Raw genomic sequence first — 14,058 nt, 5'->3', positions numbered from 1 at the left:
AAAATTATATCAATACCTATAAAAAGATGATACCGTTACAACCCGTTTATTACTATTGTTTTTTATTACTGCTCGTATGCGTCAATAAAGGAATTAGCTAGGAAAACTATTCTTTTCGCTGGTATGCTTCTGATAATAATGAATTGTCTCAAAGCAATGTAAAAAGCATTGTACAAGATAAATATGGTTTTATATGGCTTAGTACGAAAAACGGGATTGTGAGGTATAACGGAAATCAATTTTCAGCTTTTAATTCTACTACAACAAATTTAAACAGCAACCGCATTACGGAGATCTTAGGTGCTTTAAAAAATGATAGTTTGTTCTGCTATAATGAAGGGTTTAAAGAACTACAGCTTATTAACAAGAGAAGCATTCAAATATCTAACTTGAATTTAGGAACAAAACCGAAAGGAATAAATGATTGTCATTTAGGAAAGAACAGATGTCAATAAGCGAATTTCGTATACCGTCTTATTGCACTAGGAAAAGATGCTTTACCGGTAAGAAAACTGTCTGATTTTTATTTAAACTAACAAGTTAAATCAATAAAGGAACAATTATAGCAATAAATGTTGATTATATTTAATAAATATGGGTTTTAAAAACACCAATAAGTTCTACTAAATTGTTAATTTTAAGTTTTTCATAAACCCTAATTTTGTAAGTACTCACAGTAGACATTTGAATATTTAATTTATTGGCAATTTCCAGGTTACCATTACCGTTTACTAATAAACTAGTAATCTCAAATTCTCTTTTAGACAGTAAATCTAATGGGTTTATGGTTTTTTTATTAAGCGTCGCTTCTACTATTTTATTCGCGATTTCTGACGAAATATATTTTCCGTTTTCTAAAATGATTGTAACGGCTTCAATAATCTTTTTTTCGCTACACGATTTATTCAAATAGCCGTTCGCACCGGAAAGAATATAACGACAAGCATATTGGTCTTCTTCAAAGACAGAAAATATTAATATTTTTACATCAGGCTGAATGGCTCTTAAGTCCTCGATCATTCCGAGATTTTTGCCTCCCCGAATATTAATCCCAAAAAAAATCAAATTAAAATAACTCGTCTTTAGAATTTCGATAGCTTGAATAAAATTCTCCGCATTTGAGATGTTTAAGTTTTTGATATGCTGTTTTAAAATGATAGCAACCCCAGCTCTTACAACTAGACAATCATTTATTATTAAAATTTTATTTTCCATATTTTGTTTAACTTTCGACAGAAAAATGTGTCAATTATAATCATCCAATAAATAAAAGATTTAATTAAAAACACTGTGAAAAAATATTTTATAATTTATTATCACTTAAATACTACGTAAATATAGCAAAAAAAGCATTAATAGGATAATAATTACATTAAATCAATCTGTACATCAATTAAAAAACACAAACGGTTCATTAACAATTAGAATACTCTTCCTTGATGTCAATTTTTTATAAAAGATAACAAACTATTATATAATCCGTTTTATACTTACAATTTGGTTAAACCAAACAAAAAGAGAAGAAAGCATTTTAAAAAATACGATTTATTATTCCTAACTAATCTTAGGAGAACATTTCGGGCTTGGCAAATTACCTCTTCACTCACACAAAAAACCGTAATTACTCTTAGCATGTCCAACTTTTTTAGATCTAATGATAATATATTGATACAGAAAATATTTTCATGAAATGCATTGGGAAAAATAAATCAAGCAGTTTCTCTTGTTTGCTCCCTATTGTTTAGTTCTACAGTTCCAGCAAATCACAACTTCCTACGTTACGCAGATACTACAAAGTACAAAAATATAGCCGCTTAAAACTTAAGCCGCTATTTTTGGTATAATCCGATAAATTGTAAAAACTATTTTTTAATATTCAATTTTCCCCACTTGTCGCATCACGCGTACAATTTTCGCTTTTCTTCTGTTGATATACGAGGAAGAACTGGTTGCCGAATATTTTCTTGGATTGGGTAATATGGCTGCTATTCCTGCGGCCTGTATCGGTGTGAGACTGGAAGCATTTTTTCGGTACCAATGTTCTGTGGCTGCTTGCGCTCCATATACACCATTTCCCATTTCGATACTATTCAAATAGACTTCCATAATGCGTTCTTTACCCCAAATGATTTCTATTAAAACAGTGAAATAGGCTTCAAGTCCTTTTCTCAAATAACTTCGGCCTTGCCAAAGGAATACATTCTTGGCTGTTTGTTGCGATATCGTGCTTCCGCCTTTTATTCTTCGGCCTCTTTCATTGCTTTTATACGCTTTTTGCATCGCAACAAAATCAAAACCATTGTGTTTCAGGAACGTTCCATCTTCACTGGCAATTACGGCTTTTTGAAGATTCATGGAGATGTTTTCAATTGGTTCCCAATCGTGGCTGAAAAAAACTTCTTTTCCGGCAACTTTATTTTCAATCCCCCGAATGACCATTAAAGGCGTAAACGGAACTGGGACAAATTTAAAAAGTACCACAAAAAACAAAGAGAGTCCGAGGAACCATAAAAATATTTTGAATATAAAACGAGTTAGTTTGCTCATAAAAGAGGTCGGTTCTTTTTTAACGGGTTGTCTTGATTTTCTAGGTGTTATTTTCGTTGCCATTATACTAAATCTGCTAATTCTGTTCCAATTAAACTACCTATTGCCACTCCCATTCCGCCCAATCGTACGCCACAATACACATTATCGGACAGTTGTGAAACGATTGGATTCTTGCTGTTCCCAATACCCATAATCCCGCTCCAACGATGTGCAATTTGGAAATCCTGATGAGGCAAAATTACTTCTTTTAATAATTGTTCCAATTTTTTTTGGACAATTTCTGTTTGTCCAAATTCTATTGTGTTTTCTGTCTCAAAATCCAGGTTTCTTCCACCTCCTAACAATATTCTGTCGCCAATATTCCTAAAATAATAATAGCCCCTATCCAAGTGAAATGTTCCTTTTATATCTAAATTTTTAATAGGCTCCGTAATTAAAACTTGTGCTCTGGCTGGTTTAACGGCTCCATTTGTCAATGCATTCGCAAAACCGTTAGTGGCAAACAGTATTTTTTGGGTACTAAAACTAAAATTGCCAAGCGCCACTTCAACTCCATTTCCTTTGTCGAAATAAGAGGTAACAGTTTGTTGGTTTAGAATTAAAATATTTTTAGAAACTGCTTCTTTCAACAACGCCTGCATCATATTTCCGGTATCAATCTGTGCTTCAAAAGGATTGAAAACCAAATATTCCTGTATGCCGCTGAACCCAAAACGGTCTACTTCCTTGGCAAAAACATCGGCTTTAAAAAGTGGTCTTAAAATTTCATTGACGAAGGGTAATTTTCCAACACACTCACTGTAACAACTTTCATCGTCTTTTAAAAACAACTCATATCCGCCATACGGTTTGAAATCTATAGTGTCGTCGCCGAGTCTTTTTCGTAACAATTTCAGGCCTTTCCATCGTTTTTGAACGAGACGAATCACTTCTTCCTCTGAATGGGATTTTAAATCATCTATGATTTCTGAAAGACTTCCAAAACAGGCAAAACCAGCATTTTTAGTACTCGCACCTTGCGGTAATATTCCTTTTTCTAAGACTAAAATTTTGCTGTCCGGGAATCTTTCGCGCAAGCGTAATGCAGCATGCAAGCCCACAATACCGCTCCCTACGATGGTGTAATTAACATCAGTAAACCAGTTTTTTAATTCCCAATAGCTCAAATCCATGTCCAAATATTTTTTATAAAAATAATAATTTTTTGGAGCTAATCCCGCTATCCCTTGCAAATAAATTCACTGAACTTCAATTAAAATGAAAGCAGTGTGAAGTAATCTTTTATTTTTTTAAAGCAAAAAAATAAAAGGATTTCCACTTTTATCGGGGCTAAAAAGCAAGTGTTAAAAACGAAAAAACATCAATTTAAATTGGCTAATTTTAGCATTCGAAAAAATCAATTATTAAAATGAAAAAAATACTGCTAATACCCTTATTAATGATGAGTTTAACTGCTATGGCACAAAATGTAATGACTCCGGAGCTGCTTTGGAAACTAGGAAGAGTAACTCCTTTAGGTATTTCCAAAGATGGAAAAAATATAGTCTATAAAGTAACAACTCCTTCTGTTCAAGAAAATAAATCGGATACAAAACTCTACATTTTACCAGTAAATGGTGGAAATCCAACCGAAGTAAAAGAGACTAAAGACCTATTAAAAGACAAGAACATTTCTCCAGACGGGAAATATATTGTTTACAATGAAGAAGTGAAAATCGAAAAAATTCACGGAAAAGATTTTTATCCTGAACTGGAAAAATCAGATGTTCAAATCTACGACGGATTGAATTATCGCCATTGGGACACTTGGAATGAAGGCAAATACAATCATGTTTTTTACAAAGAAAACAAAGAAGGCGCTGTGGGAATTGACATTCTGAAGGGAGAAAATTTCGACAGTCCACAAAAACCTTTTGGTGGTGATGAAGATTATATTTGGTCGCCAGACAGCAAAAGTATTCTTTACGTAAGCAAGAAAAAAGCAGGAACGGATTATGCTGTTTCTACCAATACCAATATTTTCGAATACAATCTAGAAACTGGAAAAACCATCAATAGAACCGAAGAAAATCTGGGATATGATACTGCTCCACAATTTTCTCCTACAGGAAATTTGACTTGGTTACAAATGAAACGAGACGGTTATGAAGCCGATAAAAATGACCTGATTGTTAGTTTCAAAGGAATAAAAATGAACCTGACGGCAAATTGGGATGGCACTGTGGATCATTTTATCTGGAGTACTGACGGAAAAAAAGTCTTTTTTGTGGCGCCGATTGATGGAACAAAACAGTTGTTTGAAGTTAATTTTCCAGGGCTGACCAAAATTGCAATTAACGTTCACCAAATCACTAATGGTGAGTTTGACGTCAATGATTTAGTTGGTTTTTCCGGTGATAACATCATCGTAACGAGAACTGACATGAATCATGCTGCGGAAATTTTTTCTTATAATTTAAAGAAAAACACTTGGAAACAACTATCTAATGTCAATACAACAACCTATAATTCTTTGGCGTTAAGCAAAACCGAAAGACGCTACGTAACGACAACGGATGGTAAAAAAATGTTAGTTTGGGTGGTTCTTCCGCCTAATTTTGATCCCTCAAAAAAATATCCAACTCTTTTGTATTGTCAAGGCGGGCCGCAATCTCCATTGACACAATTTTATTCTTACCGATGGAATTTACAGTTGATGGCCGCTAACGGTTATATTGTTGTAGCTCCAAACCGTCGCGGAATGCAAGGTCATGGTGTGGAATGGAATGAGCAAATCAGCAAAGACTGGGGCGGACAAGTAATCCAAGATTACCTTTCAGCGATTGATGATGTGGCGAAGGAAAAATATGTTGATGCGACACGTTTAGGATGTGTTGGCGCCAGTTACGGCGGGTATTCTGTTTTTTATCTGGCCGGAATGCACAACAACCGATTCAAAACCTTTATTGCCCATGATGGAATTTTTAATACACAAAGTATGTATGGAACTACCGAAGAAGTTTTCTTTACCAACTGGGATTTTGGTGGTAACTATTGGGAAAAAGACAATGCTGTTGCGCAAAAAGCCTACACTATTTTCAATCCTATGACCATGGTTGAAAAATGGAACAAACCAATTTTAATTATTCAAGGCGGAAAAGATTTTCGTGTGCCGATAGGACAAGGTCAAGAAGCTTTCCAAGCGGCGCAATTACGAGGGATAAAAAGTAGATTCTTGTATTTTCCTGAAGAGAATCATTGGGTATTAAAACCGCAGAATGCTCAAATTTGGCAAGGTGAATTTTTCAAATGGTTGAAAGAAACCTTATAAATTACAACTTTAAAATAAATCAAACCTCACTTTCCAGTGAGGTTTTTTGTTTGCATCAAAACATTTTGAATAACTTAACTTTAAACGCTTTTGTAATTTTTATCTTTGAAAAATGGACAGTAAAAAAAGTTATATTCCGATAAAAATTCTCCTAAGCTATCTGGTGCTGGCCTTACTTTTTGTAAGCGTAGGCTGGTTTTTATATACTGAAAACAAGAGTTTTTCTAAAACTGAAAAGAGAATTACGGAGGAAAGCAGCACTATTTTGAAAGTGAGTAGTTTACTATCTGACATGCATAAAACGGAAAGTTTAGCCCGAATCGCTATTCAATCTGAATCAGAGAAAGATTTTAAAAATTATATCAGCAAAACTGCATCTTTAAAATCAGATATTGATTCTTTAAAACTATTGGTTTCTACTCCCTATCAAATCACTTTACTGGATAGTGTAAAATATTTATTGTCCAAAAAAACTAAAAACATCCAGCAACTAAAAACGATAAAAAATAAAACCGAGGATGAAACTTCTGTTAAAACCGCCATTGAGGATTTGACAAAAATGGAGTCTTCATTGCGAAAACTTCAATTGGAAGATTTTGTGAAATACCCTTCGGAAATGGGGCAATACCAACGAAATGTACTTAAAAAGTACGTGGCTTATTTGAATCAAAATATTCCCGATGACAGCACCAATACATTAAGCAAAAAAGCATCAGATTCCATTTTAATGGCTTCAAAAAACTTGCTGAATGACGTAAAGAAAGAAACCGCAAAAAAGAAACTGCTGTTAAATCAGGAAGAAAATAAATTGTTGCAAAACGAACTTTCGATATCCGACCAGTTAAGAAAAGTACTCAATATTATAGAACGTGAAATCATTATAAATACGACCAAAAGCTATTCAGACCGAGAAAATTCCTTAAAAAAAACAAACCAAATTGTTACCACTGCCGCAATAATTGGATTGTTATTGACCTTGTTCTTTTTGATTATCATTTTAAATGATTACTCCAAAACACAATCTTATAAGAAACAACTGGAGATTGCAAATTCTAAAACAAAAAAACTATTAACGAGCAGAGAACAACTTATTTCGACAGTAAGCCACGATTTGAAAACGCCTTTAAGTACTATTGTTGGTTACACGGAACTGCTGGGAAATTCTGATTTAAATACCAAGCAATTGTATTTCACCAAAAATATCAAAGGTTCATCAGATTACATTTCACAATTAGTACAGGATTTATTAGATTTCACTCAAATTGAAGCAGGAAAAATCACGGTAGAAAAAATTCCGTTTTCATTATATGACATCATTAATGAAGTTGGGAACAGCATTCAATCCGTTTATACGCAAAAACAAATTCAACTGATTATTGAAGTTGATCCTAATCTAAAACAAAGAATCATTGGAGATCCATTCCGACTAAGACAAATACTGTCTAACATCATTGGGAATGCTTTCAAATTTACGGAAAAAGGATTCATAAAAATTCAAGCCAAAATCCATTCAGAAACCAATACAGTAATCATCCTAATTGAAGATTCCGGCATTGGAATAGAAGAAAAAAATCAACAATTAATTTTTGAAGAATTCACACAAGCCGACGAAAATATTGAAAAAAAATATGGAGGAACGGGTTTAGGACTTACCATCTCTAAAAAAATGACGGCTATTTTAGGCGGTGAATTAAGCTTGAAAAGCGAACTGGACAAAGGAAGTGTTTTTCAGATTCAGATTCCATTACAATTTGACGATTCGATTCAAAAAGAATTAAATAACAATCCATCAGAAGAAGAATTTACCGCAATTATCATCGATGATGATGAGGGTTTATTAAAATTGACAACCGAAGTTTTAAAACAGCATCACTTCAATGTAATTCCATTTAACAATGCACACGAAGCGCTTCATTGGATCAAAAACAACAGTTTTGATTTCATAATTACGGATATTCAAATGCCCGTTATGGACGGTTTTTCATTTTTAAAAGAACTCCAAAACACACCCGACTCCAATTATAAAAAGCAACCGATAATAGCCGTGACTGGAAAAAGTGATTTGGATTTAGAGCGTTATAAAAAAGCTGGTTTCACAACCGTTGTCAGAAAACCATATTCGCCTAAAACATTACTTAAAATCATAAAAGCAATTTTGAATAATGATGAAATTCCTATTGGATTAAAAAATAGGACTGATGCTACAAAAACAGACAAGCTCTATTCTTTAAAAGCATTAAAATCATTTTTACCCAATGAAAAACAGGCTTTAACTGAGGTTTTAGAATCGTTTATAGCGAGTACCAAAGAAAATTTAGGCAATTTAGAACAAGCTATTTCTTTAGAAAATTTTATTGAGATTAAAAATATTGCCCATAAAATGGGACCAATGTTCAAACAAATTCAAGCCAACGAAATTAGCACAATATTAGATCACTTAGAGTTAGACGATTTTACAATCGCAGCAATTAAAATCCATTCTGAAAACTTAAAAGATAAAATTGACCGTCTTTTTTCTCTTTTAGAAAAGGAATCAGACTAATTAATATCGTAACGATTTAATTTATTATATAACGTTTTTCTGGTAATTTTCAACAATTTCGCAGCTTCAGATTTGTTGTTATTCGTTTGATTTAAAGCTTCAAGAATGGTTTCTTTCTCATTTTCAAACAAAGAAAAATCGGTGATTTTTTTGTCTTCATTTTGAAAAAACTCCATAGGAAGTGCCGTTTTTTCAATAAAATCCCCTTGCGATAAAAGCGTTGCTCTTTTGATACAATTTTGAAGTTCCCGAAGATTTCCCGGCCATCTGTAGTTTTGAAAAATAGTCATGACTTCCGAAGAAAATCCGATGACATTTTTATTCAATTCCTGATTTGACTTTTCAAGAAAAAAATCTGAGAAGATCATTAAATCTTCATTCCTCTCGACTAATGACGGGGAATGAATAGAGAATTCATTGATTCTGTGATATAAATCTTCCCTGAAATCTCCACTTTTAACCGCTTCACGCAAATCTTCATTTGTTGCGGTAATAATCCTAATATCAACGTCTATTTCTTTATTACTGCCAACGGGTTTGATTTTTCTTTCCTGCAAAGCTCTCAAAAGCTGAATTTGATTCTCATAAGACAGATTCCCAATTTCATCCAAAAAAATAGTCCCCCCATTTGCCGCTTCAAAAAAACCAATTTTATCATGAATTGCTCCCGTAAAAGATCCTTTAATATGACCGAAAAATTCACTCGCTGCTAATTCTTTTGGAATTGAACCACAGTCAACAGCAATGAAATTAGTATTTTTTCTGGAACTGTTTTCGTGAATACTTTTGGCAATGACTTCTTTTCCAGTTCCGCTTTCGCCGATAATTAAAACGGACATATTTGTCGGACTGACCAGCTGTATGTATTCGGCAAGCTTTTGGGATGCTTTAGAAATTCCTTTAACGAATTCATTGGCATCTTTTTTTACACTTTGTTTTCCGATTTTTGTCGCGGTGACTATTTGATTTGACTCCGTGACATTTGAAATTTCTAAAGCATTGGTAATAACCAATAGAACTTCTTCAGGATTAAATGGTTTGGAGATGTAATCCGCAGCACCATTTTTTATAGCTTTAACAGCCGTACTCACATCAGAATATCCCGTCATTAGTATTACGGGAACATTTGGGTGAGTCAATTTTATTTCTGACATAAGTGCAATCCCATCAGAATCGGGAAGTCTTAAATCCGTGATGACCAAATCAAATTCGTTGCTCTTAATTTTGGATTTTGCTTCTGCCGCTGAAAATGCCGGCGTTACATCGTACGCTTTTTTTACTAGAAATTTTTCTAATAATTTACAAAAGGCAACATCATCTTCAATCAATAAAATCTTAGCCATTACATTTTAACTTTAAGGCTAAAATAAAGGTATTAAATTTGTATTCTCATAATTTTTTGCAAAAAAAGAGAGACTGTTACAAACAATCTCTCTTTTTAAAAACAAAACTCACCTAAATTATTTATTTATCCATTTCCCATTGGCATCCGTATAAACAGTAGCTTTCTTGTCTCCAACTGTAATCTCTAATTTGTATTCTTTCTTTGCATTTATAAATGCTTTTCCAAGAACCGCGCCCGGATGTGCTGTTTCCAGCGCTTTTTTCACAGCATCAGGAACTGTTTCTACTTCAGTATATCCTTCTTGAAATAATGAGGATTGAACTTGAAAATTTTGATTTGGAACTGTAGTCGCAAATGCTGATAAACTCCCTAAAACGATTGCTGCTGATACCATTAACTTTTTCATATTATTTATTTTTATTTATTATTATATTTTTATTTTTGAATCCATTTCCCATTTGCATCAGCAAAAAGATTTCCTTTTTTATCTCCAACAGTAATGTCTAATTTGTATTCTTTGTTAGCATTTATATACGCTTTGTCAAGAACAGCACTTGGATATGCCGTTTTTAATGCCGCTTTTATTGCTTCAGGAACTTCTTCCAATTTTACTTCAGTGTATTCCTCTTGAATTGATACTGATTTAATGGTACTACTCACGATTGGAGCTGTAGCAGCATAAGTTGACAAACTTCCTAAAACGATTGCTGCGGATAAGATTAACTTTTTCATAGTATTTAATTTTAAATTATTTATTTGTTATTGTTACTTAAGACAAAGAAATAATTATACCAATCATTTAAAGCAAGGCATCACATCGTTAATGCATTAAAAAACAACGCTTTAAAAATAGCCATTAAATTCAAAACACAAGAAAGATGTATAAATACTGGGGCAAAGTGTATAATTATTATACAATTCAGGCAGTATCAAAATATAATAAACAAAAAAACCTTGCATCGCTGCAAGGTTTTTTACTTAAATAAAGTATTTTTTATTCCGGATCGTTCATTTTGAAAGTATCCATAAATGCAGTAGTGTAATCTCCTGCAATATAACGAGGATCGTCCATTAATTGCCTATGAAACGGAATCGTAGTTTTTATTCCTTCGATTACAAATTCATCCAAGGCTCTTCTCATTTTACTAATCGCTTCCTCACGAGATTGGGCTGTAGTAATAAGTTTTGCAATCATTGAATCGTAATTTGGTGGAATAGTATACCCTGAATACACGTGAGTGTCTAAACGAACTCCGTGTCCACCCGGCATATGTAATGTTGTGATTTTTCCTGGAGAAGGACGGAAATCATTATAAGGATCTTCTGCATTAATTCTGCATTCGATCGCATGTAATTGTGGTAAGTAGTTTTTACCCGAAATAGGTATTCCAGCGGCAACCATAATTTGCTCACGGATTAAGTCATAATCAATAACTTGTTCTGTAATTGGGTGCTCTACTTGAATACGGGTATTCATTTCCATAAAGTAGAAATTACGGTGTTTATCAACCAAAAATTCTACAGTTCCAGCACCTTCATATTTAATGTATTCAGCTGCTTTTACAGCTGCTTCACCCATTTTTTCACGTAACTCATCTGTCATAAATGGAGATGGAGTTTCTTCAGTTAATTTTTGATGACGTCTTTGAACTGAACAATCTCTTTCTGAAAGATGACAGGCTTTTCCGTAAGAATCACCTACTACTTGAATCTCAATATGGCGAGGCTCTTCGATTAATTTCTCCAGATACATTCCATCATTTCCAAAAGCTGCTGCAGATTCCTGACGCGCATCTTCCCAAGCTTTCAACAATTCATCTTCTTTCCAAACAGCTCTCATTCCTTTTCCACCACCACCAGCAGTTGCTTTAAGCATTACTGGGTAGCCAAAATCTCTTGATAATTGTAAGGCTTGCTCATACGATTCTAAAATTCCTACTGAACCTGGAACACAAGGAACACCCGCTTCAATCATAGTCGATTTTGCGGAAGCTTTATCTCCCATTCTATCAATCATCTCTGGAGAAGCTCCAATGAATTTGATACCATGTTCTTGACAAATTTTAGAAAATTTAGAATTTTCAGAAAGGAATCCGTATCCCGGATGTATTGCATCTGCATTTGTAATTTCGGCAGCGGCAATAATATTTGACATTTTTAAATAGGACAAGTTGCTTGGAGGTGGTCCAATACAAACTGCTTCGTCAGCAAACTTTACATGTAGACTTTCGGCATCTGCAGTAGAATAAACGGCTACCGTTTTTATACCCATTTCCTTGCATGTTCTAATTACGCGTAACGCAATTTCCCCCCTATTGGCAATCAATATTTTTTTAAACATCTTTTTTGAGTTATGAGTTATGAGTTATGAATTTTTTAAAATATAGGACTGGTGATAAAAACCAATTCATAATTTATAATTCATAATTTATAATTCCTTATGATGGATCTACTAAGAATAACGGTTGGTCAAATTCTACTGGCGACATATCGTCAACCAATATTTTTACAATTTTACCAGAAACTTCAGATTCAATTTCATTAAATAATTTCATAGCTTCAATTACACAAAGTACGTCACCTTTAGCAATTGTTTTACCTACTTCAACAAACATTGGTTTATCTGGAGATGGTTTTCTATAAAAAGTTCCAATGATTGGAGATTTTATGGTGATATAGTGAGCGTTTTCTGCTACTGGAACTTCTGGAGCTACTGCAACCGGAGCAATTTGTTGTGGAGTTACTGCTTGTTGAAGTGTAGCTTGAGCCGGCATTTGTTGAACATACGTGGTTTCAGTTACATTTCCTTCTAAAGTTGTTCTGATGGTAATTTTCACATCATCCATCTCTAATTTAACTTCTGCAACTCCTGAATTTGCTACAAACTTGATTAGATTTTGAATTTCTTTTAAATCCATAATTATTTGTTTTTAGTTTAAATTTATTTTTTATCGTATGCCCATTTTAGATATATAGATCCCCAAGTGAATCCACCTCCAAAAGCAGCCAAAATTATCGTATCTCCTTTTTTGAATAAATGTTCAAAATCATTAAGAACTAATGGTAAAGTCGCAGAAGTTGTGTTTCCGTATTTTTCAATATTCATTAGCACTTTAGAATCTTCTAAATTCATTCTATTTGCTGTTGCATCAATAATACGTTTGTTGGCTTGATGAGGAACTAACCAATCTACATCTTCATTGGTTAAATTATTTCTTTTCAGAATTAATTCACTTGAATCAGCCATGTTGGTCACAGCATATTTAAATACTGTTTTTCCGTCTTGAATAATATTGTGTTTATTATCTCTTACTGTTTCGTAAGAGGCAGGAAGTAGAGAACCACCAGCGTCAATTTTCAAAAAATCTCTTCCGATTCCATCACTGCGCAAGTATTCGTCTTGCAATCCTAATCCTTCATAATTAGGTTCGAACAATACTGCTCCAGCTCCATCTCCAAAAATGATACAGGTTGATCTATCAGTATAATCTACGATAGAGGACATTTTATCAGCACCAATTAATAGTACTTTCTTGTATCTTCCGGACTCTATGTAAGCTGCTGCCGTTGACATCCCAAATAAGAAACTGGAACATGCTGCTTGCAAATCATATGCAAAAGCATTTAAGGCTCCTATTTCGGTTGCTACATATACACCTGTTGAAGCAACTGGCATATCTGGCGTTGCAGTTGCCATTATCAACAAGTCTATTTCTAGAGGGTCAATATTGGCTTTAGCTAATAAATCTTGTGCAGCTTTTATGGCTAAAAAAGAAGTTCCTTTACCCTCTTCTTTGAGGATTCTTCTTTCTTTTATTCCTGTACGAGAGGTTATCCACTCGTCATTGGTGTCAACCATGGCCTCAAGAGCTTTGTTAGTTAAAACAAAGTCTGGAACATAGGCTCCAACAGCGGTTATTGCGGCTGTAATTGTATTCATTGGATGCGATTATTTTTTGTCAAATGTTGCCATTTGAAAAATTTTTAAAAGACTTGAAAATTACAAAAAAAAATTCCATTTTCATTGATTTGGAACTTCTTATTTAATGAAAATTATAAACAACAAAAAAACTCTCACGATGTGAGAGTTCGAATATCATTTACAAAAATGTATTAAGCAACAGCTACAGATTTATCTATAACAACTTGCCCTCTGTAATACATTTTACCTTCATGCCAGTAAGCTCTATGGTATAAGTGCGCTTCTCCTGTAATAGGACAAGTAGCAATCTGTGCTACAGTAGCTTTGTAATGTGTTCTTCTTTTATCTCTTCTTGTTTTGGAGATTTTTCTCTTAGGATGCGCCATTTT

13 protein-coding genes are annotated in these 14,058 nt (G+C 33.6%); 3 read left to right on the top strand and 10 right to left on the bottom strand.

Annotated elements, in window-relative coordinates:
- Nucleotides 1–143 precede the first annotated feature (143 nt).
- On the top strand, nucleotides 144–455 hold the full coding sequence (locus E0I61_RS16585; protein WP_132069426.1) for a two-component regulator propeller domain-containing protein: 312 nt from the start codon (nucleotides 144–146) through the stop codon (nucleotides 453–455).
- A gap of 130 nt (nucleotides 456–585) precedes the next feature.
- Here E0I61_RS16585 and E0I61_RS03430 read toward each other — a convergent pair whose 3' ends face one another.
- The 3 genes from E0I61_RS03430 to E0I61_RS03420 form a co-directional block, all read right to left on the bottom strand.
- A complete protein-coding gene (locus tag E0I61_RS03430) occupies nucleotides 586–1,215 on the bottom strand; it encodes a LuxR C-terminal-related transcriptional regulator (protein ID WP_131990412.1) in 630 nt (209 codons plus the stop codon).
- 654 nt (nucleotides 1,216–1,869) lie between these two features.
- Entirely contained in the window at nucleotides 1,870–2,610 is a 741-nt protein-coding gene (gene mtgA / locus E0I61_RS03425; RefSeq protein ID WP_131990413.1) for a monofunctional biosynthetic peptidoglycan transglycosylase, read from the bottom strand.
- The gene (locus E0I61_RS03420) at nucleotides 2,610–3,722 is read right to left on the bottom strand and encodes an NAD(P)/FAD-dependent oxidoreductase (RefSeq protein ID WP_131990414.1); all 1,113 of its coding nucleotides are present in this window, start codon (nucleotides 3,720–3,722) and stop codon (nucleotides 2,610–2,612) included. Before E0I61_RS03420 ends, mtgA begins: the two co-directional genes overlap by 1 nt.
- A 236-nt stretch (nucleotides 3,723–3,958) precedes the next feature.
- On the opposite strand from E0I61_RS03420, the gene E0I61_RS03415 reads away from it, so the two are divergent.
- Both E0I61_RS03415 and E0I61_RS03410 read left to right on the top strand, forming a co-directional pair.
- On the top strand, nucleotides 3,959–5,860 hold the full coding sequence (locus E0I61_RS03415) for a S9 family peptidase (protein ID WP_132069424.1): 1,902 nt from the start codon (nucleotides 3,959–3,961) through the stop codon (nucleotides 5,858–5,860).
- A 112-nt stretch (nucleotides 5,861–5,972) separates the two neighbouring features.
- Nucleotides 5,973–8,402, top strand: coding sequence for an ATP-binding protein (locus E0I61_RS03410; RefSeq protein WP_132069422.1), 2,430 nt, complete (start codon nucleotides 5,973–5,975; stop codon nucleotides 8,400–8,402).
- Here the strand turns inward: E0I61_RS03410 and E0I61_RS03405 are convergent.
- The 7 genes from E0I61_RS03405 to rpmF all read right to left on the bottom strand — a co-directional run bounded on the left by E0I61_RS03405 (nucleotide 8,399) and on the right by rpmF (nucleotide 14,055).
- The gene (locus tag E0I61_RS03405; protein ID WP_132069420.1) at nucleotides 8,399–9,745 is read right to left on the bottom strand and encodes a sigma-54-dependent transcriptional regulator; all 1,347 of its coding nucleotides are present in this window, start codon (nucleotides 9,743–9,745) and stop codon (nucleotides 8,399–8,401) included. The genes E0I61_RS03410 and E0I61_RS03405 overlap by 4 nt on opposite strands.
- A 117-nt stretch (nucleotides 9,746–9,862) precedes the next feature.
- Complete coding sequence (locus E0I61_RS03400) at nucleotides 9,863–10,153, bottom strand: hypothetical protein (RefSeq protein ID WP_132069418.1); 291 nt, start codon at nucleotides 10,151–10,153, stop codon at nucleotides 9,863–9,865.
- Between the two features lie 29 nt (nucleotides 10,154–10,182).
- The gene (locus E0I61_RS03395; RefSeq protein WP_132069416.1) at nucleotides 10,183–10,479 is read right to left on the bottom strand and encodes a hypothetical protein; all 297 of its coding nucleotides are present in this window, start codon (nucleotides 10,477–10,479) and stop codon (nucleotides 10,183–10,185) included.
- Nucleotides 10,480–10,741: 262 nt separating this feature from the next.
- Nucleotides 10,742–12,088 (bottom strand): acetyl-CoA carboxylase biotin carboxylase subunit, encoded by a 1,347-nt coding sequence (gene accC / locus E0I61_RS03390; protein WP_132069414.1) that lies wholly within the window; start codon nucleotides 12,086–12,088, stop codon nucleotides 10,742–10,744.
- Nucleotides 12,089–12,185: 97 nt separating this feature from the next.
- A complete protein-coding gene (accB, locus tag E0I61_RS03385; protein ID WP_132069412.1) occupies nucleotides 12,186–12,665 on the bottom strand; it encodes an acetyl-CoA carboxylase biotin carboxyl carrier protein in 480 nt (159 codons plus the stop codon).
- A 23-nt stretch (nucleotides 12,666–12,688) separates the two neighbouring features.
- Nucleotides 12,689–13,687 (bottom strand): beta-ketoacyl-ACP synthase III, encoded by a 999-nt coding sequence (locus E0I61_RS03380; RefSeq protein ID WP_131914827.1) that lies wholly within the window; start codon nucleotides 13,685–13,687, stop codon nucleotides 12,689–12,691.
- Between the two features lie 173 nt (nucleotides 13,688–13,860).
- Nucleotides 13,861–14,055 carry a 50S ribosomal protein L32 gene (gene rpmF, locus E0I61_RS03375; protein ID WP_007137315.1) on the bottom strand — a complete coding sequence of 65 codons (195 nt, stop codon included), beginning with the start codon at nucleotides 14,053–14,055 and terminating at the stop codon, nucleotides 13,861–13,863.
- Between the last annotated feature and the right edge of the window lie 3 nt (nucleotides 14,056–14,058).

Source organism: Flavobacterium ranwuense (assembly GCF_004349315.1).
Lineage (GTDB): Bacteria > Bacteroidota > Bacteroidia > Flavobacteriales > Flavobacteriaceae > Flavobacterium > Flavobacterium ranwuense.
Note: the sequence above shows the minus strand (reverse complement) of the source record. Positions and strands in the feature narration are given on the sequence as shown.

Bases quoted from the DNA above. Each gene is read 5' to 3' on its own strand.
- E0I61_RS03415 (WP_132069424.1), top strand. From the start codon at position 3,959: ATGAAAAAAATACTGCTAATACCCTTATTAATGATGAGTTTAACTGCT.
- E0I61_RS03405 (WP_132069420.1), bottom strand. From the start codon at position 9,745: ATGGCTAAGATTTTATTGATTGAAGATGATGTTGCCTTTTGTAAATTA.
- E0I61_RS03395 (WP_132069416.1), bottom strand. From the start codon at position 10,479: ATGAAAAAGTTAATCTTATCCGCAGCAATCGTTTTAGGAAGTTTGTCA.
- E0I61_RS03400 (WP_132069418.1), bottom strand. From the start codon at position 10,153: ATGAAAAAGTTAATGGTATCAGCAGCAATCGTTTTAGGGAGTTTATCA.
- rpmF (WP_007137315.1), bottom strand. From the start codon at position 14,055: ATGGCGCATCCTAAGAGAAAAATCTCCAAAACAAGAAGAGATAAAAGA.
- E0I61_RS03410 (WP_132069422.1), top strand. From the start codon at position 5,973: ATGGACAGTAAAAAAAGTTATATTCCGATAAAAATTCTCCTAAGCTAT.
- E0I61_RS03420 (WP_131990414.1), bottom strand. From the start codon at position 3,722: ATGGATTTGAGCTATTGGGAATTAAAAAACTGGTTTACTGATGTTAAT.
- accC (WP_132069414.1), bottom strand. From the start codon at position 12,088: ATGTTTAAAAAAATATTGATTGCCAATAGGGGGGAAATTGCGTTACGC.
- mtgA (WP_131990413.1), bottom strand. From the start codon at position 2,610: ATGGCAACGAAAATAACACCTAGAAAATCAAGACAACCCGTTAAAAAA.
- accB (WP_132069412.1), bottom strand. From the start codon at position 12,665: ATGGATTTAAAAGAAATTCAAAATCTAATCAAGTTTGTAGCAAATTCA.
- E0I61_RS03430 (WP_131990412.1), bottom strand. From the start codon at position 1,215: ATGGAAAATAAAATTTTAATAATAAATGATTGTCTAGTTGTAAGAGCT.
- E0I61_RS03380 (WP_131914827.1), bottom strand. From the start codon at position 13,687: ATGAATACAATTACAGCCGCAATAACCGCTGTTGGAGCCTATGTTCCA.